This window comes from Winogradskyella aurantia (assembly GCF_002266855.1).
In the GTDB taxonomy this organism is placed as follows: Bacteria; Bacteroidota; Bacteroidia; order Flavobacteriales; family Flavobacteriaceae; genus Winogradskyella; species Winogradskyella aurantia.
Map to the genome: position 1 here is coordinate 108,127 of NZ_NGJN01000004.1, position 26,284 is coordinate 134,410.

General features: G+C 36.6%; 29 protein-coding genes. 7 read left to right on the top strand and 22 right to left on the bottom strand.

Annotated elements, in window-relative coordinates:
• The first annotated feature begins 106 nt into the window (after positions 1-106).
• On the top strand, positions 107-400 hold the full coding sequence (locus tag CA834_RS08450) for a DUF3817 domain-containing protein (protein ID WP_394346595.1): 294 nt from the start codon (positions 107-109) through the stop codon (positions 398-400).
• Positions 393-1,634 carry a mechanosensitive ion channel family protein gene (locus tag CA834_RS08455; RefSeq protein ID WP_094968261.1) on the top strand — a complete coding sequence of 414 codons (1,242 nt, stop codon included), beginning with the start codon at positions 393-395 and terminating at the stop codon, positions 1,632-1,634. The genes CA834_RS08450 and CA834_RS08455 overlap by 8 nt, the downstream gene beginning before the upstream one ends.
• On the opposite strand, the gene CA834_RS08460 is transcribed toward CA834_RS08455, so the two are convergent.
• Positions 1,635-2,027 carry an acyl-CoA thioesterase gene (locus tag CA834_RS08460; protein WP_094968262.1) on the bottom strand — a complete coding sequence of 131 codons (393 nt, stop codon included), beginning with the start codon at positions 2,025-2,027 and terminating at the stop codon, positions 1,635-1,637.
• 401 nt (positions 2,028-2,428) lie between these two features.
• Here CA834_RS08460 and CA834_RS08465 point away from each other — a divergent pair, with 401 nt between their 5' ends.
• On the top strand, positions 2,429-2,845 hold the full coding sequence (locus CA834_RS08465; RefSeq protein WP_094968263.1) for a glyoxalase: 417 nt from the start codon (positions 2,429-2,431) through the stop codon (positions 2,843-2,845).
• Here CA834_RS08465 and CA834_RS08470 read toward each other — a convergent pair.
• Both CA834_RS08470 and CA834_RS08475 read right to left on the bottom strand, forming a co-directional pair.
• Complete coding sequence (locus CA834_RS08470; RefSeq protein ID WP_094968264.1) at positions 2,842-3,516, bottom strand: DUF2461 domain-containing protein; 675 nt, start codon at positions 3,514-3,516, stop codon at positions 2,842-2,844. The genes CA834_RS08465 and CA834_RS08470 overlap by 4 nt on opposite strands.
• 115 nt (positions 3,517-3,631) lie before the next feature.
• Entirely contained in the window at positions 3,632-4,129 is a 498-nt protein-coding gene (locus CA834_RS08475; protein WP_094968265.1) for a Dps family protein, read from the bottom strand.
• A 244-nt stretch (positions 4,130-4,373) separates the two neighbouring features.
• Between CA834_RS08475 and CA834_RS08480 the strand changes: the two genes are divergently transcribed.
• Entirely contained in the window at positions 4,374-4,595 is a 222-nt protein-coding gene (locus CA834_RS08480) for a hypothetical protein (RefSeq protein WP_094968266.1), read from the top strand.
• 35 nt (positions 4,596-4,630) lie between these two features.
• On the opposite strand, the gene CA834_RS08485 is transcribed toward CA834_RS08480, so the two are convergent.
• Positions 4,631-5,416, bottom strand: coding sequence for a tRNA pseudouridine synthase A (locus CA834_RS08485; RefSeq protein WP_094968267.1), 786 nt, complete (start codon positions 5,414-5,416; stop codon positions 4,631-4,633).
• 84 nt (positions 5,417-5,500) lie between these two features.
• On the opposite strand from CA834_RS08485, the gene CA834_RS08490 reads away from it, so the two are divergent.
• The 3 genes from CA834_RS08490 (at position 5,501) to CA834_RS08500 (ending at position 8,088) form a co-directional block, all read left to right on the top strand.
• Positions 5,501-5,914: a hypothetical protein gene (locus tag CA834_RS08490; protein ID WP_094968268.1), complete on the top strand. Its 414-nt coding sequence runs from the start codon at positions 5,501-5,503 to the stop codon at positions 5,912-5,914.
• Positions 5,915-5,990: 76 nt separating this feature from the next.
• Positions 5,991-6,791 (top strand): LytTR family DNA-binding domain-containing protein, encoded by an 801-nt coding sequence (locus tag CA834_RS08495; protein WP_240507540.1) that lies wholly within the window; start codon positions 5,991-5,993, stop codon positions 6,789-6,791.
• Positions 6,792-6,885: 94 nt separating this feature from the next.
• Positions 6,886-8,088, top strand: coding sequence for a S41 family peptidase (locus CA834_RS08500; protein WP_094968270.1), 1,203 nt, complete (start codon positions 6,886-6,888; stop codon positions 8,086-8,088).
• A gap of 82 nt (positions 8,089-8,170) precedes the next feature.
• Here CA834_RS08500 and hisIE read toward each other — a convergent pair whose 3' ends face one another.
• The 18 genes from hisIE to CA834_RS08590 form a co-directional block, all read right to left on the bottom strand.
• Positions 8,171-8,770 carry a bifunctional phosphoribosyl-AMP cyclohydrolase/phosphoribosyl-ATP diphosphatase HisIE gene (hisIE, locus tag CA834_RS08505; protein ID WP_094968271.1) on the bottom strand — a complete coding sequence of 200 codons (600 nt, stop codon included), beginning with the start codon at positions 8,768-8,770 and terminating at the stop codon, positions 8,171-8,173.
• Complete coding sequence (hisF, locus tag CA834_RS08510) at positions 8,767-9,522, bottom strand: imidazole glycerol phosphate synthase subunit HisF (RefSeq protein ID WP_094968272.1); 756 nt, start codon at positions 9,520-9,522, stop codon at positions 8,767-8,769. Before hisF ends, hisIE begins: the two co-directional genes overlap by 4 nt.
• Positions 9,523-9,524: 2 nt before the next feature.
• Positions 9,525-10,268 (bottom strand): 1-(5-phosphoribosyl)-5-[(5-phosphoribosylamino)methylideneamino]imidazole-4-carboxamide isomerase, encoded by a 744-nt coding sequence (hisA, locus tag CA834_RS08515; RefSeq protein WP_094968273.1) that lies wholly within the window; start codon positions 10,266-10,268, stop codon positions 9,525-9,527.
• A 107-nt stretch (positions 10,269-10,375) separates the two neighbouring features.
• The gene (gene hisH, locus CA834_RS08520) at positions 10,376-10,957 is read right to left on the bottom strand and encodes an imidazole glycerol phosphate synthase subunit HisH (RefSeq protein ID WP_094968274.1); all 582 of its coding nucleotides are present in this window, start codon (positions 10,955-10,957) and stop codon (positions 10,376-10,378) included.
• Positions 10,957-12,087, bottom strand: a complete 1,131-nt coding sequence (hisB, locus tag CA834_RS08525; RefSeq protein ID WP_094968275.1) for a bifunctional histidinol-phosphatase/imidazoleglycerol-phosphate dehydratase HisB — start codon at positions 12,085-12,087, stop codon at positions 10,957-10,959. Before hisB ends, hisH begins: the two co-directional genes overlap by 1 nt.
• Positions 12,084-13,121: a histidinol-phosphate transaminase gene (gene hisC, locus CA834_RS08530; protein WP_094968276.1), complete on the bottom strand. Its 1,038-nt coding sequence runs from the start codon at positions 13,119-13,121 to the stop codon at positions 12,084-12,086. Before hisC ends, hisB begins: the two co-directional genes overlap by 4 nt.
• Positions 13,118-14,404: a histidinol dehydrogenase gene (gene hisD / locus CA834_RS08535; RefSeq protein ID WP_094968277.1), complete on the bottom strand. Its 1,287-nt coding sequence runs from the start codon at positions 14,402-14,404 to the stop codon at positions 13,118-13,120. The genes hisC and hisD overlap by 4 nt, the downstream gene beginning before the upstream one ends.
• A gap of 39 nt (positions 14,405-14,443) precedes the next feature.
• Complete coding sequence (gene hisG / locus CA834_RS08540) at positions 14,444-15,301, bottom strand: ATP phosphoribosyltransferase (RefSeq protein ID WP_094968278.1); 858 nt, start codon at positions 15,299-15,301, stop codon at positions 14,444-14,446.
• A gap of 217 nt (positions 15,302-15,518) precedes the next feature.
• Positions 15,519-16,334 (bottom strand): prohibitin family protein, encoded by an 816-nt coding sequence (locus tag CA834_RS08545; protein ID WP_094968279.1) that lies wholly within the window; start codon positions 16,332-16,334, stop codon positions 15,519-15,521.
• 10 nt (positions 16,335-16,344) lie between these two features.
• Positions 16,345-18,378, bottom strand: a complete 2,034-nt coding sequence (locus CA834_RS08550; protein ID WP_094968280.1) for a hypothetical protein — start codon at positions 18,376-18,378, stop codon at positions 16,345-16,347.
• A gap of 19 nt (positions 18,379-18,397) precedes the next feature.
• Positions 18,398-19,144 carry a 3-oxoacyl-[acyl-carrier-protein] reductase gene (fabG, locus tag CA834_RS08555; protein ID WP_094968281.1) on the bottom strand — a complete coding sequence of 249 codons (747 nt, stop codon included), beginning with the start codon at positions 19,142-19,144 and terminating at the stop codon, positions 18,398-18,400.
• Positions 19,145-19,272: 128 nt separating this feature from the next.
• The gene (sucD, locus tag CA834_RS08560; protein ID WP_094968282.1) at positions 19,273-20,145 is read right to left on the bottom strand and encodes a succinate--CoA ligase subunit alpha; all 873 of its coding nucleotides are present in this window, start codon (positions 20,143-20,145) and stop codon (positions 19,273-19,275) included.
• A gap of 109 nt (positions 20,146-20,254) precedes the next feature.
• On the bottom strand, positions 20,255-21,190 hold the full coding sequence (locus tag CA834_RS08565; protein ID WP_094968283.1) for a UDP-3-O-(3-hydroxymyristoyl)glucosamine N-acyltransferase: 936 nt from the start codon (positions 21,188-21,190) through the stop codon (positions 20,255-20,257).
• Entirely contained in the window at positions 21,191-21,757 is a 567-nt protein-coding gene (efp, locus tag CA834_RS08570; protein WP_094968284.1) for an elongation factor P, read from the bottom strand.
• Between the two features lie 15 nt (positions 21,758-21,772).
• On the bottom strand, positions 21,773-22,558 hold the full coding sequence (gene lpxA, locus CA834_RS08575) for an acyl-ACP--UDP-N-acetylglucosamine O-acyltransferase (RefSeq protein ID WP_094968285.1): 786 nt from the start codon (positions 22,556-22,558) through the stop codon (positions 21,773-21,775).
• A gap of 1 nt (position 22,559) precedes the next feature.
• On the bottom strand, positions 22,560-23,966 hold the full coding sequence (locus CA834_RS08580; protein ID WP_094968286.1) for a bifunctional UDP-3-O-[3-hydroxymyristoyl] N-acetylglucosamine deacetylase/3-hydroxyacyl-ACP dehydratase: 1,407 nt from the start codon (positions 23,964-23,966) through the stop codon (positions 22,560-22,562).
• A complete protein-coding gene (lpxD, locus tag CA834_RS08585) occupies positions 23,953-24,981 on the bottom strand; it encodes a UDP-3-O-(3-hydroxymyristoyl)glucosamine N-acyltransferase (RefSeq protein WP_094968287.1) in 1,029 nt (342 codons plus the stop codon). Before lpxD ends, CA834_RS08580 begins: the two co-directional genes overlap by 14 nt.
• A gap of 49 nt (positions 24,982-25,030) precedes the next feature.
• On the bottom strand, positions 25,031-26,257 hold the full coding sequence (locus CA834_RS08590) for an HD domain-containing protein (protein ID WP_094968288.1): 1,227 nt from the start codon (positions 26,255-26,257) through the stop codon (positions 25,031-25,033).
• Between the last annotated feature and the right edge of the window lie 27 nt (positions 26,258-26,284).

A 26,284-nucleotide genomic window follows, 5' to 3' on the forward strand; every position in this document is an offset into this window, starting at 1 on the left:
TCTCTGTAAAGATAACCAATAGAATTGTAGTAATATTCTATTTCTTAAATCCTGTTAAAACTGGTGTTAAATGTAAAATCTAAAGTATTTTTGCAAAAATTTCAATATGCTAAAACTGTTATCAATATTTAGGATTACGGCCTTTTTGGAAGGGATTTCTTATATCTTACTTTTGTTTTTGGCTGTTCCCATAAAATATGTTTGGGAAGACCCACAGTATGTGAAATTATTGGGCATGCCACATGGCCTGCTGTTTATAATCTATATTGTCATTGCCTTTTGGATAAAAGACGATATGGAATGGTCTTCAAAAGATTTCGCTTTGGTTTTATTGGCATCTATTATTCCTTTTGGTACCTTTTACGTTGATAAGCACTATTTAACCAATTCAAATGGATAATAACATTAGGCATTTTTTTTACGAATTTCTTACAAGCCGTGGTATTTCTGATGAAATTGCGGCCTACCTCAATATGGTGTTTTTATTGTTGGCCCTATTGCTCTTTGCCTTTATTGTCGATTATGTTACAAAACGGTTGCTATGGCGATTTTCTTCGGGTATTGCCAAAAAAACAAAAACCAACTTTGACGATATTTTAATTGACAACAAACTTCCTAGAAATGTAGCGCACATCATTCCACTTTTAATACTTATTGAGTTCGTACCACAGGTGTTTGTAGATTTTCCATATGCGGAAGATATTATTGAAAAAGTACTCAAGGTTTTAGCCATTCTGCTGACCCTACGGATAATCAGAAACTTCTTTAATTCGGTGAAGGATTACCTACAAACTAAACCAAGGTATAAGGACAAACCGCTGCATAGTTACACACAAGTATTTATGATATTTGCCTGGCTCTTGGGCATCTTTGGGATTTTTGCGATTATTTTTGGTATTTCCTTTATAAAGTTTGCTACTACCCTAGGAGCAGCATCAGCCATTATCCTTCTCATCTTTAGAGACACTATTTTAGGATTTGTAGCTAGTATTCAAGTAGCCATAAATGATATGGTACGCATTGGCGACTGGATTACCTTTGAGAAATATGGTGCAGATGGTGATGTAATTGAAATATCGTTGGCCACTGTAAAAGTACAGAATTGGGATAAAACCATTACCACGATTCCTACCTATGCCCTAATATCAGATTCATTTAAGAATTGGCGTGGCATGATGTCTTCTGGTGGTCGCAGAATCAAAAGGTCGGTGATCATTAGAACCTCTTCAATTCATTTTTTAGAAGATAACGAAATAGAAGAATTTAAAAAAATTGAGCTCATCAAAAATTACATTAATACACGGTCCAAAGAAATCTCAGAATACAACTCCAAGAATGCCGTAGATAAATCCGTTCTAATTAACGGTAGAAACCTAACCAATTTCGGTGTGTTTAGGAAGTATCTGCAAACTTATATAGAAAACCATTCCGCTATTAACAAGGATATGACCTTGATGGTTAGGCAGCTAGAACCTACACCGCAGGGCATTCCTATGGAGGTTTATGCCTTTAGCTCAGATATTAGATGGCAAAATTATGAGTACATTATGGGCGATATTTTCGATCATATTCTCGCTTCGGTAGGCTATTTTAATCTTGAAATTTATGAACTTGGTTTAGCCCACCCAAGCTGATTATTTTTCATTGAGCCTTTCATTAACAAACTCCACCTTTGTTTTTCCATGGGCTTCTGGCCTTCCATCAGCCCCAAGATTGACCATGGTCATCTGATCAACGGTTAATATGGTCTCATGGGTCATTTTGTTTCTGGCCTCACACCTTAAGGTTATGGAAGTCCTCCCAAACTTTATAACCTCAATGCCAATTTCAACAATATCACCAGCCCTTGCAGAAGCCATAAAATTGATTTCAGACATATATTTGGTGACTATTTTCGGATTCTCCAATTGAATAAGAGTGTATAACGCGGCTTCTTCGTCAATCCAGGCCAAAAGGCGACCTCCAAAAAGCGTACCGTTAGGATTTAGGTCTTCTGGTTTTACCCATTTTCGTGTATTAAATCGCATAATTGATATTTTTAAAGTGCAGTTAAGGCTACTTTCCCTTATATAAGCGATACTCTTCTTAAATGCTGTAGTCTTGAGACCGATCGAGTTATTTAAGCTGGTGCGTCTCATATCTCCTCGCTACCAAAACCCCTGTAATGCATATCCATGTGGGTTAAAAAAAGAACAATTAACCCAATAAGCTATTTAATCTAGTTCGTTGTACAATGTGATGTCATTAAACAACAAATGCTTCAATTCAACACACAACAAGTTAGGCAATTTGTGATTTACACAAGACTCATTTATTAAAAAATTCGAAGCGTTGTTGATAAGACTGTTTACAATAATATAAAGATGTATTTCAGCCTTCTTTCTTAATACTTACATTTAAACGTAATAATAACCTATAACGCAACACCATGACTACTAGATCTAAAGACCTACTTGACATAAGACCCACTATTAGCTCTGCCAAGCTTTATGATACAATGAGTGCCGAAGAGCGTTTTCAAAATGAAACCCTGCGTCCAATTATCAAATTGCAACACGACCTATTCATAGCGGTCTTTAAAAATTACATCGCTAAACGTAAAAACGTGTTTTATGAATTAACCTTGCCCAAACGTTTGGCCTATATAGAGCATGCCATACATAAGGACATGAAGTTTAGAAATTCTTTAAAAGGCATGATTATTGGCCAATTTACGGTTGAGGAATACGACCTATACATTCAGAATTCCTCGGCATTGAATAAACGCATGATGAATATTGTAAGAGAGCGACTCGTAAACAGTGTGCAATTGTTTGAAAAACCAGACTTGCTCAAGGCTGTTTAAAGCAGGGATTCACCGTTAAGATTGGTGGTGAGTACATCACTCATATAATCTAAGTAGGGTCTTGCCAATTCAAAGCAAGCATTTACTTTTGGAACAAAGTCCTTTTCAAGAATCTCTTTGTCCGTGAAAGGCTTGACAAAAATAAATTGTTTTCTTCTTATTAAATCAATGGCCTTATGCTCGCGATCAAACCCTTTGGGTGCCGTTTTAAGCTCATCCCCTACGAAGCCTCCCCAAACCGACTTAAAAGCTTTGTCTTCAAGAATGTCCCTAATCTCATTATCGTCCATTTCAAATTCTTTTCTAATTCTAAATAAATCCTCCTTATTCGGTTCCCAAAACCCAGTAGCTATAAAGGACTCATTGTTGGGTTGTATGTGAAGGTAATACCCACCGCGTAGCTCCGGTTTTCTTCTTTGAAACGAACCGCCAAAATGGGTTTTATAAGGAAGCTTGTTTTTTGAGAATCTCACATCGCGATATATTCTAAAAACTTTGACTTTATCTATTATATCATGCATGTTCATCAATTCTCCTATATAATTGTAGGTTGCCTTTACCTTTGCTTCAACAGCTTTAAATTCAGGTTTATGTTCATTGAACCAATCCCGATTGTTATTTTGACTTAATTCTTCTAAAATTTGTAAGGCTTCCTTTGGTATGCTCTGCATGTTTTATTCTTTGTATAAAAATAAATAAAAGCTATCCCGTGAGATAGCTTTTATAATTTATTTATAATTTAGGTAGGTCAAAAAAACCTACAAGTATTCGGTTATATTTTAAAAATTACACTATACTTTCCTTTAATTGTGATGATGAGTCCTTTGTAAAGGCATCAAGCATCCAGCTCGTTTTTTCCAATTCCCTAATGTAGGCTCCAATTAAATCGATAGTACCTTCGTCATTAATTTTTTCCGCTTTGTTAATCACTTTGGCCATTTGCTCTAAAAGTATTGCATGATTATCTAAAATAATCTTTACCATTTCGATATCGGTTTTATTAGATGACACCTCCTTAATGGCAGATACTTTCAAGTAATCCTTTAAATTACTCATAGGATGATAGCGTAAGGTCAAAATACGCTCTGCAATTTCATCGATTTTTAGACGCGCATCTGTATATAATTCTTCAAATTTCTCATGCAATTCAAAAAAATTCTCTCCGAGTATATTCCAATGAAAATTTCTTAGATTTTGATAGTAAATATGATAATCGGCCAAGAGCGTGTTAAGTTCTACAACGGTTGGTAATAATTTTTCATCATTCATATTCAAGTAACTCATAATTGTTTTATTTAATTTTTATTATTCACTAAATAATATAACTGTAAAAGCAGGTTGTATGCAATGACTTAACAGGGTTTAACTTCCAACCAGAGATGTTAACATAATTTTTTGTTAAAACAAATGCTTTTTGTTAATGAAGTTTAAGGGTTTTTTATACAGACTGAGAATTGTTAAAAATATCCTTGTATTTTGAAAGAAATTTCACTATTATGCACCACTTTTTAAACATTCAACAATATTTATGGGTAGACCAGCAACACGACCAACCAAATTAAAGGATGGTTATTACATTGAGATCAGAAATAAGGGAGCGAAATCAGGCGTGAAATTATATAGCGCTACTAAACTACAAATGCATCGCGCTATAAAGATGTACGAACGCTCTAAAGAGGTATTTATACTAGGGGAATCTGTCAACGGAAAATTTGTTGATAAAGAGCCCAAACTGCATGTAGCAGAATGAGATATAAAAAAGAGTGAAAGAAATTTCACTCTTTTTCATTTGAAGACAATCCTATTTAAAATCAGACCTGATGCCGGAGCTATATAAGCTTGATGGGACACTACACCGTCCTTAAGACTCTCTTCTATATAGCTCAAACCGATTTCTCCTTTACCCAACCTAATTAACGTACCCATCATGAGCCGTATTTGATGACGCCCAAAACCTAGACCCCTTACACTGAGCACAAAGCTGTTCTCAGGAAAAAAACTTGCCGTAAACAATGTGTTTTGTGAAATAGAACAGTGGTCTATAGCTCTATTGTAAATCCCCTTATCAGTTGCCTTATAACAATAGTTTTTGAAGTTATGTTTCCCCTCAAAAAGCTTTGCACCTTCCATCATTACATCTATATCCAAATCATCTAAAATAGTCGTTAGTATTGGTGCACAAAAGGGATGAAACTTTCCTCCAAAGGCAAACAAATAAATGTACTCTTTAATTTTAGGATGCTGAATGATATTAAAGCTTTCATCAACTTCCTTTATGGTTAAAGCCCGTATATCTTGTGGCAGATTGTAGTTGAACTCTTTTAAAAATTCAGGTGCGTTATCAATTTTATGGTATGTAAAAAGTTCAAAAGCGGTCTCATTGGCTGATACCATAGCATCTGTCCTACCTGCAATTAAAGTCTTAAAGCGTTTGTCTTCAAAAACGTATTTCAATGTTCTATCTACCATTAAATGTAGGGTCTTAAGATTAGGTTGCTTTTGCCAACCATGAAATCTATAGCCCAAATACTGTAGTTTTATGAGGTAATAATAACGTTTCTCAAATGCCATATTCTGGTCTAATGTAATTTAAAACCATAAAGCAATCAAAAAAATTTATAACTTGAAATTATAATCTAACTAAATCCATTTATTATGACTGCAACAAACAAACCACCAATTTGGTTTTGGATTATCGCCGTAATTGCGCTAATCTGGAATGCTATGGGCGTCAATGCCTATCTACAACAAGCCTATAACACAGAAAGTTACAGGGCCATGTACACCAAAGAACAAATTGAAATTGCGTCTAATTTGCCGGCTTACGTTACAGCAGCATTTGCAATTGCCGTTTTTGCTGGTGCCTTAGCGGCCCTGTTGTTAGTGTTTAGAAAGAAGCTAGCAACGACGTTATTTTACCTGTCTCTTTTAGGCGTTCTGGTGCAAATGGGCTATTTACTTGTCAACGGTTATATGTCTGATATGATTATGACAATCCTGATTATAGTCTTTGCTATATTTTTAGCTTGGTTTGGGAAATTTTCTTTGTCCAGGCATTATATCTCGTAATCCTATTTTATTGATCCGTAAAAAGCATCAATAATCGTGATGCTTTTTTTATTTTTATACATCTAAAAATACCCTTTTGAAGCGAAATTATCCATTCGACCCTCTATTGAAGCATCATGTTCTAATTAGCTTAATGTTAGCGATTTGGATTTTTATTTTCCTCTATTTTACAGAACCATTGGATGTGAGTTCATTTGGTGATCGTGAAAAGCTTATTTTTCTCCCAGGTTACGGAATTGTTGGCGGTCTTTGTTATTTGTTATTTATTCCCTTACAGCAATTTTTGTTTCATAAAAACAATAAGCAGTGGACACTAGCGAGTGAAGCCATTTTCCTAATTAGTGTTTCAGTAATTTCAATTGTCCTTGCAAGAAGTTATTATCTCTACGTCGTGATGGCAAATGATCGTAATCCTTATGATTTGTGGTATATGCTCAAAACGATTTTTTTGCCCGCAATTATAACGATTGTACCTATAATTGGTATTGGTCGATTTGCCTTTGGAAAGTATCACGAAAAACGCTTAGACCGTCAGAAAATTGAAATTAAAGGCGAAGGTAATTACGAAGGCTTGCGTTTGCTATTAAATGATCTTATCAGTATTCAATCTTCAGATAACTACATAGAGGTATTTTACCTTTCCGGTAATCAAGTAAAGAAGACCCTAATCCGCAATACATTGTCGGCTATAGATGAGGAATTTCCCGAGTTAATTCGTACACACCGTTCCTATCTGGTTAATCCATTTCATTTTATGCAATGGAAAACCGATAGCGGAAAACGCTTTATGCAACTGAATTATGATATTATAGTGCCAATATCCAAAACCTATCAAAACGAAGTGATATCCGTAATTAATTCCACCACAAAACTATAATATTTCGCCCCAAAAGGCGGGTTTTGTTCGATTAAATGGCATAGTGTGAAATATATTTGTGTCAGAAAGTTTAATCACATAAAACCATTGAATCATGAAAAATTTAGCATGCTTAGTCACGATACTATTAACTTCAAGTTTAACCATCTTTGCACAATCTCCAACATGTGATTGTAAAACAGATTTAGATTTTGTCGTAAAAAAACTTAAAGACACACCATCGTTCAAAGAACAAATGAAAGGTGAGGCTTTAAATCTCTTTAATGAAACTTACAATCGTCTTTCCCAAAAAAGTGAACAGGCTTTACCCGTAGCAGATTGCTATTCGCTTTTGCAGGAGCAAATCGGTATGATTGATGATTTTCATCTTAATCTGCTTTTTAATGGCTCTGCTAATTCGTCGTATCTAAAAGCTCAGCCCTATTCTAAGGCAGAAGTCAATGCCTTAAAAACTTATTTAGAGACAACCAAAGCAAATGCGGTGGAAGGCATTTATAAATTAGGGGAAAGCTCTATTGAAATCGGCTTAAAGCAAACGGCTAATAACGTGGTTGAAGGCATTGTTTTAACAGAAGGAGACTCCATCTGGAGGCAAGGCGAGGTTTATCTACGAGGGAAAAAGAACAAATTTGGAAAGTATAATCTCATTAGCAACAAGCGAGCTACCAAAACCCTTCAAATGATCAATAACATCAGCTTTGATAATGCGCGATTGGTTAGCTTAAAAAAACTTGAAAACCCTTATAATGCCGAATTTAAAACCGATAAGACCTCTAACTGGGAATTTAAGGCGCTTAAAGACAATGTCCAATACATCTATTTTGGGAGTTTTAACAGAAGAGAACCTAATAAAACCGCTTCAAAGGAATTTCTTAGTGATTTAAAAACAAAGTTAACCGCCGATTACCTTATTGTTGACCTAAGGAGTAATGGTGGTGGCGCCAATAAGATATCTCAACCCTTTTTTAAGCTACTTAAAAAATCTAAAGCAAAGATTTATGTATTAACCAACAGTTTTACGGTGAGCAATGCGGAACAATTTACCGTTAAACTAAAATCCTTGGATAACACGGTTCATCTGGGACAAGGTACCTATGGCGCCATTACCTACGGCTCAAATTATGGAAATGTTTATGAAACACCGTCTGGTTATTTTTCACTATACCCTACGGATATGAACTTTCATAAACAGTATTTTCAATATGAAGGCTCAGGTGTTGTACCTGATATAAAGCTAGATTTTAATCGGGATTGGATAGAACAAACTCTTGAAATTATTGAGGCAGACCAAAAATAGTAGTCTAACGTGGTTCTAATGCGCGATTAAACTTTCTGAATTTTCATTAGAGTAACTGTCACTAATTAACTTTAGTGACAGTTTATTTTTCTCTTTGTTTTAGCACGCTAACAACATCATTCATTTTATAGCCCTTAGCCTGTAATAGCATGAGATAATGGAATAATAAATCGGCACTTTCTTCTAGGAATAACTTATCATTATCATCTTTGGCCTCTATAACCACTTCTACAGCCTCCTCGCCTACTTTCTGTGCGATTTTGTTTATCCCTTTAGCAAATAAAGAAGCCACATACGACTTTTGCGCATCGGCAGATTCAATACGTGAAGTAATTGTATCTTCTAATTTCGTAACGAAACCATAAGATTCTTCATTTGATTGATTCCAGCAAGTATCAGAACCTTTATGGCATGTTGGACCCTTTGGGTTTACAGAAATCAAGAGCGTATCATGGTCACAGTCTAATTTAATATCCACAAGATTTAAAACATTACCACTTTCCTCACCCTTAGTCCATAAACGATTCTTAGAGCGACTGTAAAATGTAACCAAATTTGTCTTCTTAGTTTTATCAAGTGCGTCCTGGTTCATATAGCCAAGCATTAAAACATTCTTGGTTTGAGCATCTTGAATGATTGCAGGAACTAAGCCCTCTGGATGTTTTTCAAAATCTATAATCATAATCGTACTTCAACATTGTGTTTTCGTAATTCTTCTTTTAAGTCTTTAATGGGAATTTCTCCAAAATGAAATACACTAGCTGCTAAGGCCGCATCAGCTTTGCCTTCTTTAAAGGTATCAATAAAATGCTTCACCGTTCCGGCACCTCCTGAAGCAATAATGGGAATATTCACTAGTTCGGATAGTTTGGCCAATGCCTCATTCGCAAAGCCAGATTTGGTTCCATCGTGATTCATAGACGTAAACAGTATTTCGCCTGCACCTCGGGATTCCACTTCCTTGGCCCATTCAAAAAGTTTTATCTCTGTAGGTATAGTTCCTCCAGCCAAATGCACATACCATTCCCCTGCTATCTCTTTGGCATCAATGGCCACTACTATGCACTGACTCCCAAATTTATCGGATAACTCGTTAATAAGCACCGGGCGTTTAACCGCTGAAGAGTTTATGGACACCTTATCTGCACCACAGTGCAATAAATCATCTACATCTTCTACAGACGAAATGCCACCACCCACAGTGAAGGGAATATTAACCTGCGCTGCAACCTTTAGAACCATATCGTGCATGGTTCTTCGTTTTTCCTGGGTTGCTGAGATATCTAAAAAAACCAATTCATCTGCACCTAAATCAGCATATTGCTTCGCCAAGACGACTGGGTCACCAGCATCTCTCAAATCCACAAAGTTTACACCTTTAACAGTACGACCATCTTTTATGTCCAAGCAAGGAATAATGCGTTTTGTGAGCATGGCTAATTCTTAACTATAAATCGTTCTAGATCCTTTAAACTAATTCTATCCTCGTAAAGTGCTTTTCCGATTATCACCCCTTCACAACCTGTATCCTTTAAATCTATTAAATCCTGGACTTGGGAGACACCTCCAGAGGCTATCAACTTTATGGATTGGGTGGAATTGGCATTACTACAAGCCTCGATAATGGTTTCGTACAAATCAAAGGACGGCCCTTCGAGCATACCATCTTTGGAAATATCCGTACAAATAACGTAGCGAATACCCTTTTTTTGATAATTTTTTATAAATGAAATAACCTCTTCCTTACTATTATCTTGCCAGCCATTAATGGCTATCATTCCGTTATTACTGTCTGCTCCCAAAATAATTTTTTGAGGTCCGTATTGCGCGATCCAACCCTCAAAAATGTCTCTTCCATTTACAGCGATGCTTCCGCCAGTAATTTGTTTTGCACCACAATTGAAGGCAATGTTCAAATCTTCGTTGGATTTTAAGCCACCGCCAAAGTCAATTTTTAAACTTGTCTTGGAGGCAATTTGCTCCAAAACCTTATAATTTACAATATGCTGAGCCTTGGCACCATCTAAATCTACCAAGTGTAAGTAAGTTATTCCCGAAGCCTCAAAGGCCTTGGCAACCTCTAAAGGGTTTTCATTATATACTTTCTTGGTCCCGTAGTCTCCTTTTGTGAGGCGTACACATTTACCTTCAATAACATCTATGGCTGGTATTATTCTCATATCATTTCCCCCGACATTGGGAATCTCATTTAATTACTAATTCATTTAATTTAATAATCACAAAGCTTTAAAACCTTGCAAGCTATTGCAATAACATCTCACTTCTATTAAAGGTCTAAAAAGTTTTGCAATACCTGCTCTCCGGCCCTACTGCTCTTCTCCGGATGAAACTGGACACCGAAAAAATTATCCCTTTCTATGGCTGAGGTATATTCTTTCTCATAATACGATGTGGCTATAGTATCAGCACAAATCTCAGCGTAAAAACTATGCACTAAGTACATATAGGCCCTTTCATTAATACCTTTGAACAAATCGGATTTTAAATTATTAACCGTATTCCACCCCATTTGCGGTACTTTTACAGTATTAGAAAAGCGCTTAACACTCACATCAAATATACCTAAACCTTGGGTGTTTCCTTCCTCTGTATAATTACACATCAATTGCATACCGAGGCAAATTCCTAAAACAGGCTGATTCAATTGTGGTATTAGGACGTCTAAACCACTGTCTTTTAACTTCTCCATGGCTGAACTAGCCTCACCCACTCCAGGAAAAATAACCTTATCTGATTTTATAAGCTCTTCGGGGTCATCAGTTAGTACGGCATTGTATCCCAATCGATTAAAAGCAAATTGAATGCTTTTTATGTTTCCAGCTCCATAATTTACAATTGATAATTTCATTAGAGCATACCTTTGGTTGACGGTAATATCATTTTTTCAACATCTCGCTTTACAGCCATTTTAATAGCCTTTGCAAAGGCTTTAAAGATAGCTTCAATTTTATGATGTTCATTAGTGCCTTCTACTTTAATGTTTAAATTGCACTTGGCACCATCAGTAAAAGACTTAAAGAAATGGTAAAACATCTCTGTTGGCATTTTACCTATCATTTCGCGCTTAAACTCTGCATCCCAGACCAACCAGTTTCGTCCGCCAAAATCAATAGCTACCTGAGCTAGGCAATCATCCATCGGCAGGCAGAACCCATACCGTTCAATACCCAACTTATCGCCAAGTGTCGTAGCAAAGACTTCTCCTAAGGCAATAGCGGTATCTTCAATAGTATGATGTTCATCGACCTCTAAATCACCATTGACCTTTATCTTTAAATCCATTTGTCCATGACGGGCAATCTGATCTAACATGTGGTCAAAAAAAGCAATTCCAGTATCAATTTGACTTTGACCTGTGCCGTCAAGGTTTAAGTCAATCTTAATGTTAGTCTCGTTTGTATGGCGCTCTATAGCTCCCTTGCGTTCTTTACTTTTTAAAAATTTGTAAATATCTTCCCAAGTAGAGGTTTTTAGTGCAATTATGCCTTTTAATTGACTTATTGCTTCAGGGTTTTGTGCCTCTTGGGTTTCAATATTTATTAAAATACCTTTCGCTCCTAGATTTTTGGCTAACTCCATATCACTAGCCCTATCCCCTATAACATAAGAATTACCCATATCGTAATCACCGTTCATGTAGTGGGTTAAAAGCCCTGTCCTGGGCTTTCTAGTAGAAGCGTTATCCGATTCAAAGGTTTTGTCAATAATTTCTTCGTGAAAATCAATACCTTCATTTTTAAGAGACTGAATTAAAAAATTATGCACAGGCCAAAAGGTATCCTCTGGAAACGATTCCGTTCCCAAACCATCTTGATTGGTCACCATCACCAATTTGAAGTTAAGCTCTTTAGCAATCCTTCCAAGGTATTGGAATACGCCAGGAAAAAACTCCAATTTATCAAAGGAATCGAGTTGATAATCTACTGGTGGCTCAATAGCTAATGTGCCGTCGCGATCTATAAAAAGTACTTGTTTCATTCTATTTCAGTTAGGGCATTTACTAAATTTCTATTTTCACTTGGGGTACCGATAGTGAGTCTTAAACAGTTTTCACAAAGTGGCTCTTTCGTCCTATTCCTTACAACAATTCCCTTTTGAATTAACTGCCTGTAACGTTGATCAGCATCATCTACCTTTACCAGCAAAAAATTAGCATCCGATTTATAAATTTCTTTGATATACGAAATTGCAGCAAGAGCCTCTTCCAAATTTTCTCGCTCTAACAACAATAACTTTATCTCATTTCTAACTTCATCTAAATTCCTAAGACGTTCCAAGGCTTTGTCTTGAGTTAGTTGGTTGATGTTATAAGGTGGTTTTATCTTGTTAAGTACAGAAATAATAAATTCTGACGCAAAACAAATACCGAGTCTAATACCTGCCAATCCATAAGCCTTTGAAAGGGTCTGAGTGATGATAAGATTGGGGAATTCATCTAATCGGCTCAACCAACTTTCTCCTCGCGAAAAGTCAATGTAGGCCTCATCAATTACCACAATACCATTAAAGGCCTTTATCAATTTTTCAATTTTATCGGCGTCAAAACTATTTGCTGTAGGGTTATTAGGTGAACAAATGAATAACAGCTTTGAGGATTTATTTTGCGATTTCAATATATCATCAACATTCGGCTCAAAATCTGCATTTAATGGTATTTTAATTAATTCTACGGAATTAAGTTCTGCCAAAACGCTGTACATTCCATAGGTTGGCGGTAAGGTGATTACATTATCGATGTTGGGTTCACAAAAAGCCCTGAAAAGTAAATCTAAAACTTCATCGCTCCCATTCCCCAGGAGAATTTGGGATGTTGAAACACCCTTAATCTCCGCTAATCGTTCCTTAACTCTTGTTTGTTGGGGGTCAGGATATCTATTTACATTAGACTTAAAGGGGCTCTCATTGGCATCCAAAAATACCATATCTGCCGAAGCATCCTTATACTCATCACGTGCTGATGAGTAGGCCCTAATAGTTTTTATGTTCTTTCGTAAAAGAGTTTCTACGTTCATGCTTCCAAATCCTTTAAACGTATTGATACTGCGTTTCTATGTCCGACAAGACCCTCGGCCTCAGCCATTAATTCTACAGCCCGCCCAATATTTTTAATCCCTTTTTGGGATATTTTCTGAAAGGTTATGCTCTTGAGAAAGCTATCTAGATTCACACCCGAATAGGATTTAGTAAATCCATTGGTGGGTAAGGTGTGATTTGTGCCAGAAGCATAATCACCAGCACTTTCAGGGGTGTAATCCCCAATAAAAACAGACCCTGCATTGCTGATATTGTTCACAAAGAAATCATTATCGTCAGTCGCGACAATAAAATGCTCTGGACCATATTCATCAATGAGTTCTAGCCCTATTTCAAAATTCTCAACTATTAAGGTTTTTGAATTAGCTATGGCCTTTGAAGCTATTTCTTTTCTCGGCAGCTCGTTTAATTGCTTTTCTACTTCATTATGCACCTTCTGGGCAAAACTCTTTGAGGTTGTCACCAATATCACCTGACTATCAGCACCGTGTTCCGCTTGGCTCAACAAATCTGACGCCACATAAGCTGCATTTGCCGATTCATCGGCCATTACGAGAAGCTCACTTGGTCCTGCCGGCATATCTATTGCCACTCCAAATTGGGTAGCTAGCTGTTTTGCAACGGTAACAAATTGATTTCCTGGGCCAAAAATCTTATACACCTGGGGTATGGATTTAGTTCCAAAGGTAAGTCCTGCAATGGCTTGTATACCCCCTGCTTTAATAATTTTAGTGACGCCACACAATTGTGCGGTATATAATATCTCGTTGGGTATTTTGCCTTCTTTGTTTGGTGGTGTACACAGGACAATTTCCTTGCATCCGGCCAATTGGGCTGGCACGGCTAGCATAAGAACTGTTGAAAAGAGGGGTGCCGTGCCACCAGGAATATACAAACCAACTTTTTGAATGGGACGCTTTTCTTGCCAGCACTTCACTCCTTTCATGGTTTTTAAAGATACCTTTTTTGTGATTTGCGCCTCATGAAACTTTTCTATATTATTTTTTGCCAGTACTATAGCCTGTTTTAGTTCTTCATCAACTTGAGTGATAGCTTCGTTTATTTCTTCTTCATCAGCGATTAAATTCTCTATTTCAACTTTGTCGAATTGCAATGTATATCTAGAAATGGCTTTGTCACCATTTGTTTTAACATCATCAAAAATTCTTTTAACTGTCGCTTCAATGTCTCCAACTGATTGCGTAGGTCGCTTTAAAAGTTGGTTCCACTCGTCTCGCTTAGGATTTATATGTAGTTCCATTTAGTGTTGTAATTAAATTTTAGCAGAAAGCGCTTTTTGTTAAAGCACCATATTTTCTATTGGGCAAACTAAAATACCCTCCGCGCCATTAAGTTTTAGTTCGTCAATAACATTCCAAAAATCATTTTTGTTTATTACCGAATGCAAAGAACTCCAACCCTCTTTTGCTAGCGGCAGTATTGTTGGTGAATTCATTCCGGGCAATATTTTAATTATGGCATCGAGTTTGTCATTGGGTGCATTTAACAATACATATTTGTTTTGCCTTCCTTTTAGGACAGAACGTAAACGAAATTGAAGCTTTCCAACTAGCTCTTGATTTTCTGACGACAGTAAAGGCGAAGTAGCTAAAACCGCCTCAGAATTAAGAAGCACTTGTATTTCCTTGAGTCCATTTTTAAATAAGGTGCTGCCACTTGAAACAATATCGCAAATACCATCCGCTAAGCCAATATTTGGAGCGATTTCTACTGACCCATTAATAATATGCAAATTGGCCTCGATACCTTCGCGCTGCAAAAACTGATTAACCGTGTTGGGGTAAGAGGTGGCAATACGCTTACCTGCCAGGTCCTTAAGGTTTTTCGCTTTTGATGATTTTGGCACCGCAATGGAAACCTTGCATTTAGAAAATCCTAAGCGCTCAACAATATTGAGATCATTACCTTTTTCAATGAGGACGTTCTCTCCTATAATGGCAGCATCAACCACTCCATCCTTAAGATACTGTGGTATATCGCCATTGCGCAAATAGAATACTTCTAGCGGAAAATTTCGAGCCGAAGCCTTTAATTGATCCTTTCCATTATCTATAGAAATACCTATTTCCTTTAAAATTTTCATAGAGTCGTCGTGAAGACGTCCAGATTTTTGTACCGCAATTTTTAATTTACGCATTGGTTATGATATTAATGAAAACATCTATGGGTTAAATAAAAAAACCCATTTGATATTCTCAAACGGGTTTAACTATGTGTTGCGTTTATTCAATACATCATTATCTCGCTTGATTCAAGGAAGTTAAATGATGATGGAAATGAATAAACATAAGCTCTTATTGTTTTAAACAAATTTTCAAAAAAATTAGTTACAATTCCAAGTCTTTAACAAACTTTTATTGATTTCCTAAAATAATTGGCATTCCACTATCACCTGAACCTATGACAATGATTTTACTATTATTTGATTCAGATAATTTCACAGTAGCCTCAATTCCTTTGTCCTGTAGGATTTTATCCGTTAATGAAGCACTTAAAATCCTGTTGGCGTCTGCTTTACCTTGCGCTTCAATAATCACCTTTTCGGCTTCTTTAGATGCTGTAACCAATCTAAACTCATATTCTAAGGACTCTTGCTCTTGCTTTAATTTACGCTCAATGGCATCCTTAATGGTTGGTGGCAAAGTAACGTCGCGCACCAGGACTTCGTTTAGTTGTATATATTGATTCTCTACAAGTTTTCTTGTCTCCTCAAATATTTCTTGTTGTATGGCATCTCTTTTGCTAGAATACAGTTGCTCAGGGGTATATCGTCCTACGACACTTCTGGCTGCTGAGCGAATGGCCGGTAACAACACCCTAGTTATATATTGTTCACTTTTTTCCTGGTGTAATTTACCTAAATTGTTAAAATCAGGTTGAAACCAAATAGACGCATCGAGCTTAATGTCTAATCCGTTTGATGATAAAACATTCATTTTTTCAAAAACTTCTTGCTGTCTTACTTCGTAAATATATACTTTATTCCAGGGCGCAACGATATGGAACCCCTCACCCATCGGTGGCTCGTCTATAACCACACCTTCTCCAAAGGTTTTAAACAATACGCCTGCTTCACCTGAATCTATAGTGACAGCAGATTTAGCAATTATAATAATCAAGGCAATAACGCCTATTAAAATTGGTAATCCAATCTTTGGTAATCTATCCATTTTATTTTATTTAAATTAATCCGTTATACTTTCTAATAAACCACTCAAAAAACAAGCTTAGAGCTATTATAATGAGTAGATATTTCCATTCTATCAAAGGTACAATATTTTTAGTGCTTTTTTGTATAGTTGCAAAACGATTGTCTGACAATAGGGCATTAATCAATTGATCTACTTCATTACTGTAAAACACCTGGCCTGAGCTATTGTCTGCCAATAGGTTTAGCTTGTCAATGTCTGCATTAAGAAATTGCTGTTCAACGTTGTATTCCAATACTTGAAATTCACCCGTTGCCGAAACCAATTCAAAATTGTGGCTAATAGTGAATTGGTATGTGCCAGGTTCGATACCGCTTAAATCTACCCTGTAATTACCATCACTTAAAAGCAGAGGCACCTCTTTTGCTGCACCATTATTTTTATTTCTGAGAGCAATGGATAGGGCTCCATTACTATCAAACTCGTAGTTTTTATTGAAATACTGTGCAGTTATGATCACATCATCGCTTCCGTTGTAAAAGGATTTATAATCAATATTTAGCCGATTTCTTTTTTTATTTGAACTTAAATATTGAACTATTTTATTTACGAAGTTGTCGAAATTATTAAAGCTTTCTGTATTCAAAAACGTCTGTGCACGCCATCGCCAAATATTTTCACCATTTAGTATGGCCTGTTTTGTGCCTTCAGCTTCAAAAGTTGCTAAAAGAATTTGGTTCGTATTTATACCATTAACCGACTTATATAGAATGACTTCATGTGGAATATTAATTCCAAATTCACCGAACTCTGATTTTAGTGGCGGATAATCATTGAAATCTATATCATTTATAATAAAATTACTGTAATTACTATTTAATATGGGCTGGTATTCTTCGGTCTGATTAGTTACAGCCTGCTTAAAAAAGTTCTGGGCTTTATTTAGTAAGTTCCAGTCGGTCGTTGTCCCGGTAATAGTGAATGCATTCAGTTTTTTCTTCTTAACGGTCTCTAGAATAGTATTAAAGCTACTGTTAGGTTGATACAATATAACCAATTGAAAATCATTATACTTTGAAATATATTCTTGAGGGTCTAATATACTCACCTTTCGCTGCTCGTTACTTTCAATAGCCTTTTTTATTGCTCCTAAATCTGGATGAAGCCTTTCCGCCACAATGGCAATGTTTGTCTTTTGATCAATTACCTCAACACCAAAATTCTTGGTGTTATTGACTTTATTCTGTTCATTGTCAATTGGAGTAATTTCAGCACGATATGTTCTAACTCCAACAGCTTTGGCCAAAAGCGTTGCGGAGATAATCTCCGAAGTTTTAGATTCACTGAGCTGAATCGGTTTACTAAAGACTATCTGATTACCAGACCAAATTTTTAGTTCTGTATTTACATCGTCCTTTCCGCTATAGTTAACAATAATTTCAACTGGAAATCTATTTTTTAAAAAGACATACCGGTTAACGTTTAGTTGTTTGATACTTAAATCTGCATAAAGCGTAGAATCACCCAGAATTACTGGAAAAACCGGTTGACTCATATCTTTTGAAGAATAGCTGTAATCGGCTCCATAGGTTTGGTTTCCATCGGTAACAAGTATCACCGGGGCTGTGCTATTACTATATATCTCTCCCAGCTGCTTAAACGCCTTTGAAATATTGGATTGGCCCTCATTAAACCTTAAACTATCTCCGCTGTTTAAATCTTTTCCAAAGCTATAGGAATGTAAATGAAATCGATTTTTTAGGTCCTTATTTGAAATAATCTCATTGAAGGCAGATAAGGCATTCTCTCCTTGTCCTAAATAGCTTATAGATTCAGAATTGTCTACCGCTAATACTAAATCTGGTTTCTCATTAAAATAGGTGAAGGATTGCAACTTTGGATTAATCAGTAGTAATAAAACAGCAAATATGGTTACAGCCCGCAAACCAAATAAGGCATAGCGAAGATTTGCTCTTAATTTAGATTTATATATATACTGAAACAGCGCTAATAAAAGCGCTGCTATACCAGCAATACCTATGTAAACCAATGTACTTGTTTGCATTATATTTGACGTTAACAAATTATGTTAACATTCCGCCATCTACATTTAAGGTTTGTCCCGTAATATACGCACTCATATCACTCGCTAAGAACACGCACGCGTTTGCAATATCCTCAGGTGTACCTCCTCGTTTTAAGGGAATAGCGTCACGCCATCCTTTTACAGTTTCTTCATCTAACTTTGCGGTCATTTCGGTTTCAATAAATCCTGGAGCAATTACATTACTTCTAATATTTCTAGAACCTAATTCCAAAGCTACAGATTTTGAAAATCCAATTATACCTGCTTTTGAAGCTGCATAATTGGTTTGACCCGCATTGCCCTTAACGCCTACCACAGAACTCATATTTATGATAGAACCATGACGTTGTTTGAGCATAGTGCGCTGAACCGCTTTAGTCATGTTAAATACAGACTTCAAGTTTACTTCTATCACCTTATCAAAATCCTCTTCAGACATGCGCATTAATAAGTTGTCTTTGGTAATACCGGCGTTATTAACTAAAATATCTAGGGCGCCAAAATCAGCAAGAACATCCTCTACCAATTGTTGTGCTTCTTCAAAACTGGCTGCGTTACTCTGGTATCCTTTAGCCTTTACACCTTGTGTAATAAGTTCTTTTTCTAGAGCCAAAGCCGCCTCAGCAGAAGAACTGTATGTAAAGGCAACATTAGCTCCTTGTTGGGCAAAAACCTCTGCGATGCCTTTTCCAATTCCCCTACTTGCTCCGGTGATTATTGCCGTCTTTCCTTCTAATAATTTCATACGCTTAAATTCAGTTAGTTAGTTAAAATGTTATTGAAAGATGTTATCAAAGATAGCTATTACAAATTGCAAGAAATAAAAAAACCTCACAAGATTTTGTAAGGTTTTTAACAGTTTTACTAATTGGATTAGCCTAAGACTTCAGCGACTTTCTTTCCAATTTCAGCAGGAGAATCCACAACGTGGATTCCACATGCTCTCATTATTTTTTTCTTTGCTTGGGCCGTGTCATCACTTCCTCCAACAATAGCACCTGCGTGCCCCATGGTTCTTCCAGCAGGAGCTGTTTCCCCAGCGATAAAACCAATAATAGGTTTTTTGCTTCCACTTCCTTTATACCAATTGGCCGCATCCGCTTCCAATTGCCCACCGATTTCACCAATCATAACAACAGCTTCGGTTTCAGGGTCATTAATTAAAAGCTCAACAGCCTCCTTAGTCGTTGTTCCTATAATGGGGTCTCCTCCAATTCCTATAGCCGTGGTAATACCCAAACCTTGCTTCACTACTTGGTCTGCAGCTTCATAGGTCAACGTTCCCGATTTTGAAACAATTCCGATCTTTCCTTTTTTAAAGACAAAACCTGGCATTATCCCTACCTTAGCCTCTCCTGGGGTAATAACCCCTGGACAGTTTGGACCTATTAATCGACATTGTCTGTCTTTTATATAGTCATAGGCTCTTATCATATCGGCAACTGGGATACCTTCTGTAATGGTTATGATAACCTTAATACCAGCATCAGCCGCTTCCATGATGGCGTCAGCTGCAAATGCAGGTGGAACAAAAATTATGGTTGTATCAGCCGATACCTTCTCCACAGCCTCAGCAACGGTATTAAAAACTGGCTTGTCAAGATGGGTTTGCCCACCTTTTCCTGGCGTAACACCACCTACTACGTTAGTACCGTATTCTATCATCTGTTCAGCATGAAATGTGCCTTCACTACCAGTAAAACCTTGAACAATTATCTTTGAATTCTTATTAACTAATACACTCATGAATAATGACTATTATAACGTTTAAAATCGATGCAAAAATAAGACTTTTAATATCTTTAAGTAATGGGATTTTAATCTTTTTTATTGATTGAAAAATAGATACTGGGAATCAGCGGTTCTTGAGTTTTTCCAGAATTTCAGGTATTCTCTTTATTGAAACCATCTCCTTGTATTTACTACGACTATCCTCTGCTGGTGTTCCAAAATAAGTCTTTCCACCCTCAAGAGATTTACTTATACCAGATTGTGCTAAAATAACTGCATTTTTCCCAATAGTTATACCGCTGGAAATACCAACCTGTCCCCATATCGTAACTTCGTCCTCAACCACAACACAACCTGCAATTCCCGTTTGTGAGGCAATGAGACATTTTTTACCGATCAAGGTATCATGGCCAACTTGTATCTGATTATCCAACTTACTGCCCTCTCCAACGGTTGTATCTGCCGTCACGCCCCTATCAATAGTACAGCATGCGCCAATATCCACGTTGTTCTCTATAACCACACGGCCACCAGATTGGAGCTGATCATAGCCCTCTGGTCTATTTTTATAATAAAAAGCACTTGCCCCGATAACAGTACCAGCATGTATAATAACATTATCACCAATGATACTATCGTCGTAGATACTTACATTTGAATGAATGATACAATTTTTACCAATCTTGACATTATTTCCAATAAAACAGTTAGGTTGAACAACGGTATCCTGACCTATTGTAGCACTTTCAGAAATCGTGGATTTTGAAGGTATGAATGGCTTAAAATAAGTTGTCAACTTATTGAAATCGCGGAAAGGATCATCCGAAATCAAAAGCGCTTTACCTTCCGGACATTCCACTTTTTTATTTATTAAAACAATGGTCGCCTCTGATTTTAATGCCTTATCATAATACTTCGGGTGATCAACAAAAACAACGTCCCCTGGTTCTACAACGTGTATTTCGTTCATTCCCAGTACAGGAAAGTCATGCGGACCCACATATTCAGCACTAATAAGCTTAGCTATGTCTTTGAGTTGATATGCTTTTGGGAACTTCATCTATTCTTTTATCCGTTCTTTGTAAGTGCCCTTTTCAGTTTCTACTTTAATTTTATCCCCTTCATTAATAAAAAGCGGCACGTTTACTTCAGCTCCAGTTTCAACTGTTGCTGGTTTGGTTGCATTGGTTGCGGTATTTCCCTTTACTCCAGGTTCTGTATGAGTTACTTCCAGTACCACACTTGCAGGCATTTCCACAGATAAGGGCATGTTATCTTCGGTATTAATAAGAACCGTCACCACTTCACCTTCTTTCATTAAATCTGGTCTGTCCAAGGCAGCTTCAAGCAATCTGATCTGAGTATAATCAGCTTCATTCATGAAATGATAGAATTCACCATCGTTGTATAAGTATTGAAATTTGTGGGTCTCAACCCGGACATCATCTATTTTATGCCCTGCAGAAAATGTATTGTCTATGACTTTGCCAGTGGTAACACTTTTGAGTTTGGTCCTTACAAAAGCTGGACCCTTGCCTGGTTTAACATGTAAAAATTCAATAATTTTATAGATATCATGGTTATATCTTATACATAGTCCCTTTCTAATATCTGATGTTGTTGCCATTATTTTGTTTTAAATTTAATTTGATTTGAAATAACCCTTCATGATACCACGGTGCGAATTCTTTATAAACTGAAGTACCTCGTCCCTTTCAGGTGTTGCCTCCATCTCTGCCTCAATAATTTCAGCAGCCTGCGTATTGTTATAGTTCTTTTGGTATAATATTCTATAGATGCTCTGTATCTCCCTGATTTTATCACTTGAAAATCCTCGTCTCCTTAGCCCCACAGAGTTTATACCTACATAAGACAATGGTTCCCGGGCAGCTTTAACATAAGGCGGAACATCTTTTCGCACTAAAGAACCTCCAGTAACAAAAGCATGATTCCCTATGGAACAAAATTGGTGCACAGCTGTCATTCCCGCTAGGACCACATAATCACCAACTGTAATGTGCCCAGCTAAGGTGCTGTTGTTTGAGAAAATACAATTGTTACCCACAATACAGTCATGGGCTATATGGCAATAGGCCATTATAAGGCAATTATCACCAATAACTGTTTTCATTTTATCAGAAGTTCCACGATTGATGGTGACACATTCTCGAATCGTTACATTATCACCAATTTCAACAGTAGTATCTTCATCATTAAACTTTAAATCTTGAGGAACAGCAGATATTACGGCACCGGGGAAAATATTACAATTTTTACCGATTCTGGCACCCTCCATAATTGTTACGTTACTGCCAATCCAAGTACCCTCGCCAATTTTTACGTTATTATGAATTGTAGTAAATGGTTCAATAACTACATTTTTGGCGATTTTTGCACCTGGGTGCACATATGCTAAAGGCTGGTTCATATTATTTCACTTTCGTTATTTGTGCCATGATTTCTGCTTCTGAAACTAACTTGCCATTGGCGTAGGCCCGTCCTTGCATTTGACAAATTCCACGTCTTATGGGTGATAATAAATCTAATTTAAAGATTAACGTGTCACCAGGAACAACCTGATGCTTATATCGTACATTATCTATTTTGAGTAAATACGTAAGATAATTCTCTGGGTCTGGAACTGTGCTTAACACCAATATGCCGCCTGTTTGCGCCATGGCCTCGATTTGTAGGACTCCCGGCATAACTGGTGCACCTGGAAAATGACCTACAAAAAAAGGTTCGTTCATAGTGACATTCTTTATACCAATGACGTGGTTCTCTGATAACTCCATAATTTTATCAACCAACAAAAAAGGTGGCCTATGTGGAAGCATATCCATAATTTGATTGACATCTTTAACTGGGACTGCGTGTAAATTAACCTCAGGCACATAATTACGTCTCTCATTTTTAATAATTTTAGACATCTTTTTCGCAAATTGTGTATTTACATAGTGCCCTGGCTTGTTTGCTATAACCTTTCCACGTATTCGCGTGCCGATTAAGGCTAAATCTCCTATCACATCCAAAAGCTTGTGCCTGGCTGCCTCGTTTGGATGGTGCAATGTAAGGTTGTCTAAAATACCATTAGGTTTAACGCTAATATGTTCCTTATTAAAGGCCTCCCTGAGCTTTTCCATGGTCTCTGGAGACAATTCCTTATCCACGTATACGATGGCATTATTTAGATCTCCACCCTTTATTAAACCGTGCTCCAATAGCATTTCAATTTCATGCAGGAAACTAAATGTTCTGGCATTGGCAATTTCAGTTTTGAATTCGGAAATAGAATTCATTGTGGCATTTTGGGTTCCTAAAACTTTAGTCCCAAAATCTACCATAGTTGTCACTTGGTAAGAGGTAGAAGGCATCAATATAATTTCACTACCTGATTCATCATCAGAATAAGAAATGATCTGTGTCACTTCATACTCTTCCCTTTTGGCTTCCTGTTCAACAATTACGGCTTTTTCAAGTGCTTCCACAAAGAATTTTGAAGACCCATCCATAATTGGTGGTTCAGATGCATCTAACTCTATGATAACATTATCTAAATCTAAACCTACTAAAGCCGCTAAAACATGCTCACATGTTTGAATAGTTACGCCATTTTTTTCAAGACAGGTACCTCTCTGGGTATTGGTTACGTAGTTAGCATCGGCCTCAATTTTAGGCCTGCCTTCAAGATCAACTCTTTCAAAAATAAAACCAGAGTTTTCAACACCTGGTTTAAATACTAATTTTACGTTATGTCCCGTGTGCAAGCCAACACCTTCCAATGAGACTTCTTTTTCAATGGTCTTTTGTTTTGACTCGGTTTTAATTATTGCCATCTACTTTTTTTTCAAGTTCGTTTATAGTTTTAACAATCTTAGGTAGGTTTTTAAAGTGTACATAAGATTTGTTATAATCTCCGTATGTCAGCGCTGGTGACCCTTGCAACACCTCATTGTCTTTTACGTTGCGGCCAATTCCAGACTGTGCTTGTATTTTTACATTGTTACCTATAGTGATATGCCCTACAATACCAACTTGGCCACCAATTTGACAATTTTCACCAATTTTTGTGGACCCTGCAATACCAGTTTGGGCTGCAATTACTGTATTTTTTCCGATTTCTACATTATGGGCTATTTGGATTTGGTTATCGAGTTTTACCCCTCGTCTTATTACAGTTGACCCTAAAGTAGCTCTATCTATTGTCGTACCCGCACCTATATCAACGAAATCCTCAATAATAACATTGCCTATTTGAGGTACTTTGGCATATTCACCTTTTTCATTGGGCGCAAAACCAAAACCGTCAGCACCAATGATAGCACCAGAATTTATAAAACAGTTATTTCCAACAACGCAATCGGAATAAATCTTAACTCCAGCAAAAACAATGCTATTATTCCCTATGGACACATTATCACTAATATAGGAATTAGGAAAAATCTTTACGTTATCCCCAATGGTGACATTGTCTCCTATATAAGTAAAGGCTCCTACATAGATATCATTACCTAGTTTTGCAGATTCTGAAATATAGCTTGGCTGCTCTACTCCAGATTTATTTAGTTTAATTTGATTGTAGTATTCCAGCAACTTTGTAAAAGCACCGTAAGCATCATCCACCTTTATTAAAGTAGTCTTAAGCTCATATTCAGGCACAAAATCAGCGTTTACGATAGTAACGGATGCCTCAGTAGTATATATGTAAGATTTATATTTTGGATTGGCCAAAAATGTAAGCGTCCCTTTTTTACCCTCCTCTATTTTAGCAAGCTTTGAAACTTTAATATCTGGATTACCAACAATAGTACCTTCTAATATCCCTGCGATTTGTTGTGCTGTAAATTTCAATTAATTGGATTTATTTTTTGTTGGTCTTGGCAAAAATAGAAAAAATGTATCACATATTATTTTTAGGGTAGCACATATAATATTTTGTAACCGGTTTACTTAGAGCCTTAATATTTAAATGATCCGATGCTTTTACTATGTCTTTTATCTTTCCAGACTTCAAAAGAATATTAATTCCTTGCTTTTTTAGTTTATAAGCCTGATTGGTAATCTCACCACTAAAGACAAAATATTCCGCTTCTATTTTAGAAATATTATATTTTTCGATTAAGGCGTTGACGTGTTCCTTTAGCTCCTCTGAAGGAATAGGTTTGCTCTTAAATTTAATCTTGAGCAAATCTCTATTAATGATCATATCACATAGGTTACGCAACACAAAATCGTCATGATATTGCCAAGCCTTCATCGCTGAAACAATGTCGTAGTCATCTAATTTAGAGAACACATTTAAGACACCTGTGTCAAAATGTTCGGCAGTTATCTCGTTCTTAAGAAAAAAAGCCAAGGGCTCGCTACACTTTAAGTTATCGCCAAGTTCCGCCAATTCCTTTGCTCGTTTTAAAATCCTAGTTAATAATTGCTCAGCAACTAGCCCTGTTTTATGAAGATATACTTGCCAATACATAAACCGTCTTGCAACTAGAAATTTTTCAACACTGTATATGCCTTTCTCTTCGATAACCAAATCATCATCAACTACATTGAGCATTGTGATTAAACGCTCACTATTAATGTTCCCTTCAGCAACACCTGTGTAAAAACTATCGCGTTTCAAATAGTCGGCTCTATCCATATCTAACTGCCCAGAAATAAGCTGGCACATAAACTTCCTTGGATATTCCCCTTTAAACATTGAAATAGCCAACGTTAAACTTCCGTTAAACTCTACATTCAATTTTTCCATGAACCGAATCGATATTTCTTCGTGCGAAATATTATTGACTATACTATGTTCCATAGCATGCGAAAACGGGCCATGACCAATATCGTGCAATAATATAGCTATCAGCAAAGCGTTTTCTTCATCTTCAGTAATTGCAACACCTTTAAACCGAAGCACTTGAATAGCCTTCTGCATTAAATGCATGCTACCAAGGGCGTGATGAAATCTGGTATGATGAGCTCCCGGATAGACTAAATAGGACAACCCCATTTGACTGATACGCCGAAGTCTTTGGAAATATTTATGCTCTATAAGGTCAAATATCAACGAATTTGGTATAGTAATAAAACCGTAAATTGGATCGTTAAATATTTTAAGTTTGTTATTTGACAAACGCTTATAATTTAATTAATCAGGAAG

Excerpts from the sequence above, each read along its gene's own strand:
- CA834_RS08475 (WP_094968265.1), bottom strand. The coding sequence starts at position 4,129 with ATGAGTTACTTGAATATGAATGATGAAAAATTATTACCAACCGTTGTA.
- CA834_RS08455 (WP_094968261.1), top strand. The coding sequence starts at position 393 with ATGGATAATAACATTAGGCATTTTTTTTACGAATTTCTTACAAGCCGT.
- efp (WP_094968284.1), bottom strand. The coding sequence starts at position 21,757 with ATGGCAACAACATCAGATATTAGAAAGGGACTATGTATAAGATATAAC.
- sucD (WP_094968282.1), bottom strand. The coding sequence starts at position 20,145 with ATGAGTGTATTAGTTAATAAGAATTCAAAGATAATTGTTCAAGGTTTT.
- CA834_RS08470 (WP_094968264.1), bottom strand. The coding sequence starts at position 3,516 with ATGCAGAGCATACCAAAGGAAGCCTTACAAATTTTAGAAGAATTAAGT.
- hisH (WP_094968274.1), bottom strand. The coding sequence starts at position 10,957 with ATGAAATTATCAATTGTAAATTATGGAGCTGGAAACATAAAAAGCATT.
- CA834_RS08490 (WP_094968268.1), top strand. The coding sequence starts at position 5,501 with ATGACTGCAACAAACAAACCACCAATTTGGTTTTGGATTATCGCCGTA.
- CA834_RS08450 (WP_394346595.1), top strand. The coding sequence starts at position 107 with ATGCTAAAACTGTTATCAATATTTAGGATTACGGCCTTTTTGGAAGGG.
- hisD (WP_094968277.1), bottom strand. The coding sequence starts at position 14,404 with ATGGAACTACATATAAATCCTAAGCGAGACGAGTGGAACCAACTTTTA.
- CA834_RS08550 (WP_094968280.1), bottom strand. The coding sequence starts at position 18,378 with ATGCAAACAAGTACATTGGTTTACATAGGTATTGCTGGTATAGCAGCG.
- CA834_RS08580 (WP_094968286.1), bottom strand. The coding sequence starts at position 23,966 with ATGGCAATAATTAAAACCGAGTCAAAACAAAAGACCATTGAAAAAGAA.
- hisB (WP_094968275.1), bottom strand. The coding sequence starts at position 12,087 with ATGAAACAAGTACTTTTTATAGATCGCGACGGCACATTAGCTATTGAG.
- CA834_RS08480 (WP_094968266.1), top strand. The coding sequence starts at position 4,374 with ATGGGTAGACCAGCAACACGACCAACCAAATTAAAGGATGGTTATTAC.
- fabG (WP_094968281.1), bottom strand. The coding sequence starts at position 19,144 with ATGAAATTATTAGAAGGAAAGACGGCAATAATCACCGGAGCAAGTAGG.
- CA834_RS08500 (WP_094968270.1), top strand. The coding sequence starts at position 6,886 with ATGAAAAATTTAGCATGCTTAGTCACGATACTATTAACTTCAAGTTTA.
- CA834_RS08565 (WP_094968283.1), bottom strand. The coding sequence starts at position 21,190 with ATGAAGTTCCCAAAAGCATATCAACTCAAAGACATAGCTAAGCTTATT.
- CA834_RS08460 (WP_094968262.1), bottom strand. The coding sequence starts at position 2,027 with ATGCGATTTAATACACGAAAATGGGTAAAACCAGAAGACCTAAATCCT.
- CA834_RS08485 (WP_094968267.1), bottom strand. The coding sequence starts at position 5,416 with ATGGCATTTGAGAAACGTTATTATTACCTCATAAAACTACAGTATTTG.
- CA834_RS08545 (WP_094968279.1), bottom strand. The coding sequence starts at position 16,334 with ATGGATAGATTACCAAAGATTGGATTACCAATTTTAATAGGCGTTATT.
- hisC (WP_094968276.1), bottom strand. The coding sequence starts at position 13,121 with ATGAACGTAGAAACTCTTTTACGAAAGAACATAAAAACTATTAGGGCC.
- hisF (WP_094968272.1), bottom strand. The coding sequence starts at position 9,522 with ATGCTCACAAAACGCATTATTCCTTGCTTGGACATAAAAGATGGTCGT.
- hisG (WP_094968278.1), bottom strand. The coding sequence starts at position 15,301 with ATGCGTAAATTAAAAATTGCGGTACAAAAATCTGGACGTCTTCACGAC.
- hisIE (WP_094968271.1), bottom strand. The coding sequence starts at position 8,770 with ATGATTATAGATTTTGAAAAACATCCAGAGGGCTTAGTTCCTGCAATC.
- hisA (WP_094968273.1), bottom strand. The coding sequence starts at position 10,268 with ATGAGAATAATACCAGCCATAGATGTTATTGAAGGTAAATGTGTACGC.
- CA834_RS08465 (WP_094968263.1), top strand. The coding sequence starts at position 2,429 with ATGACTACTAGATCTAAAGACCTACTTGACATAAGACCCACTATTAGC.
- lpxA (WP_094968285.1), bottom strand. The coding sequence starts at position 22,558 with ATGAACCAGCCTTTAGCATATGTGCACCCAGGTGCAAAAATCGCCAAA.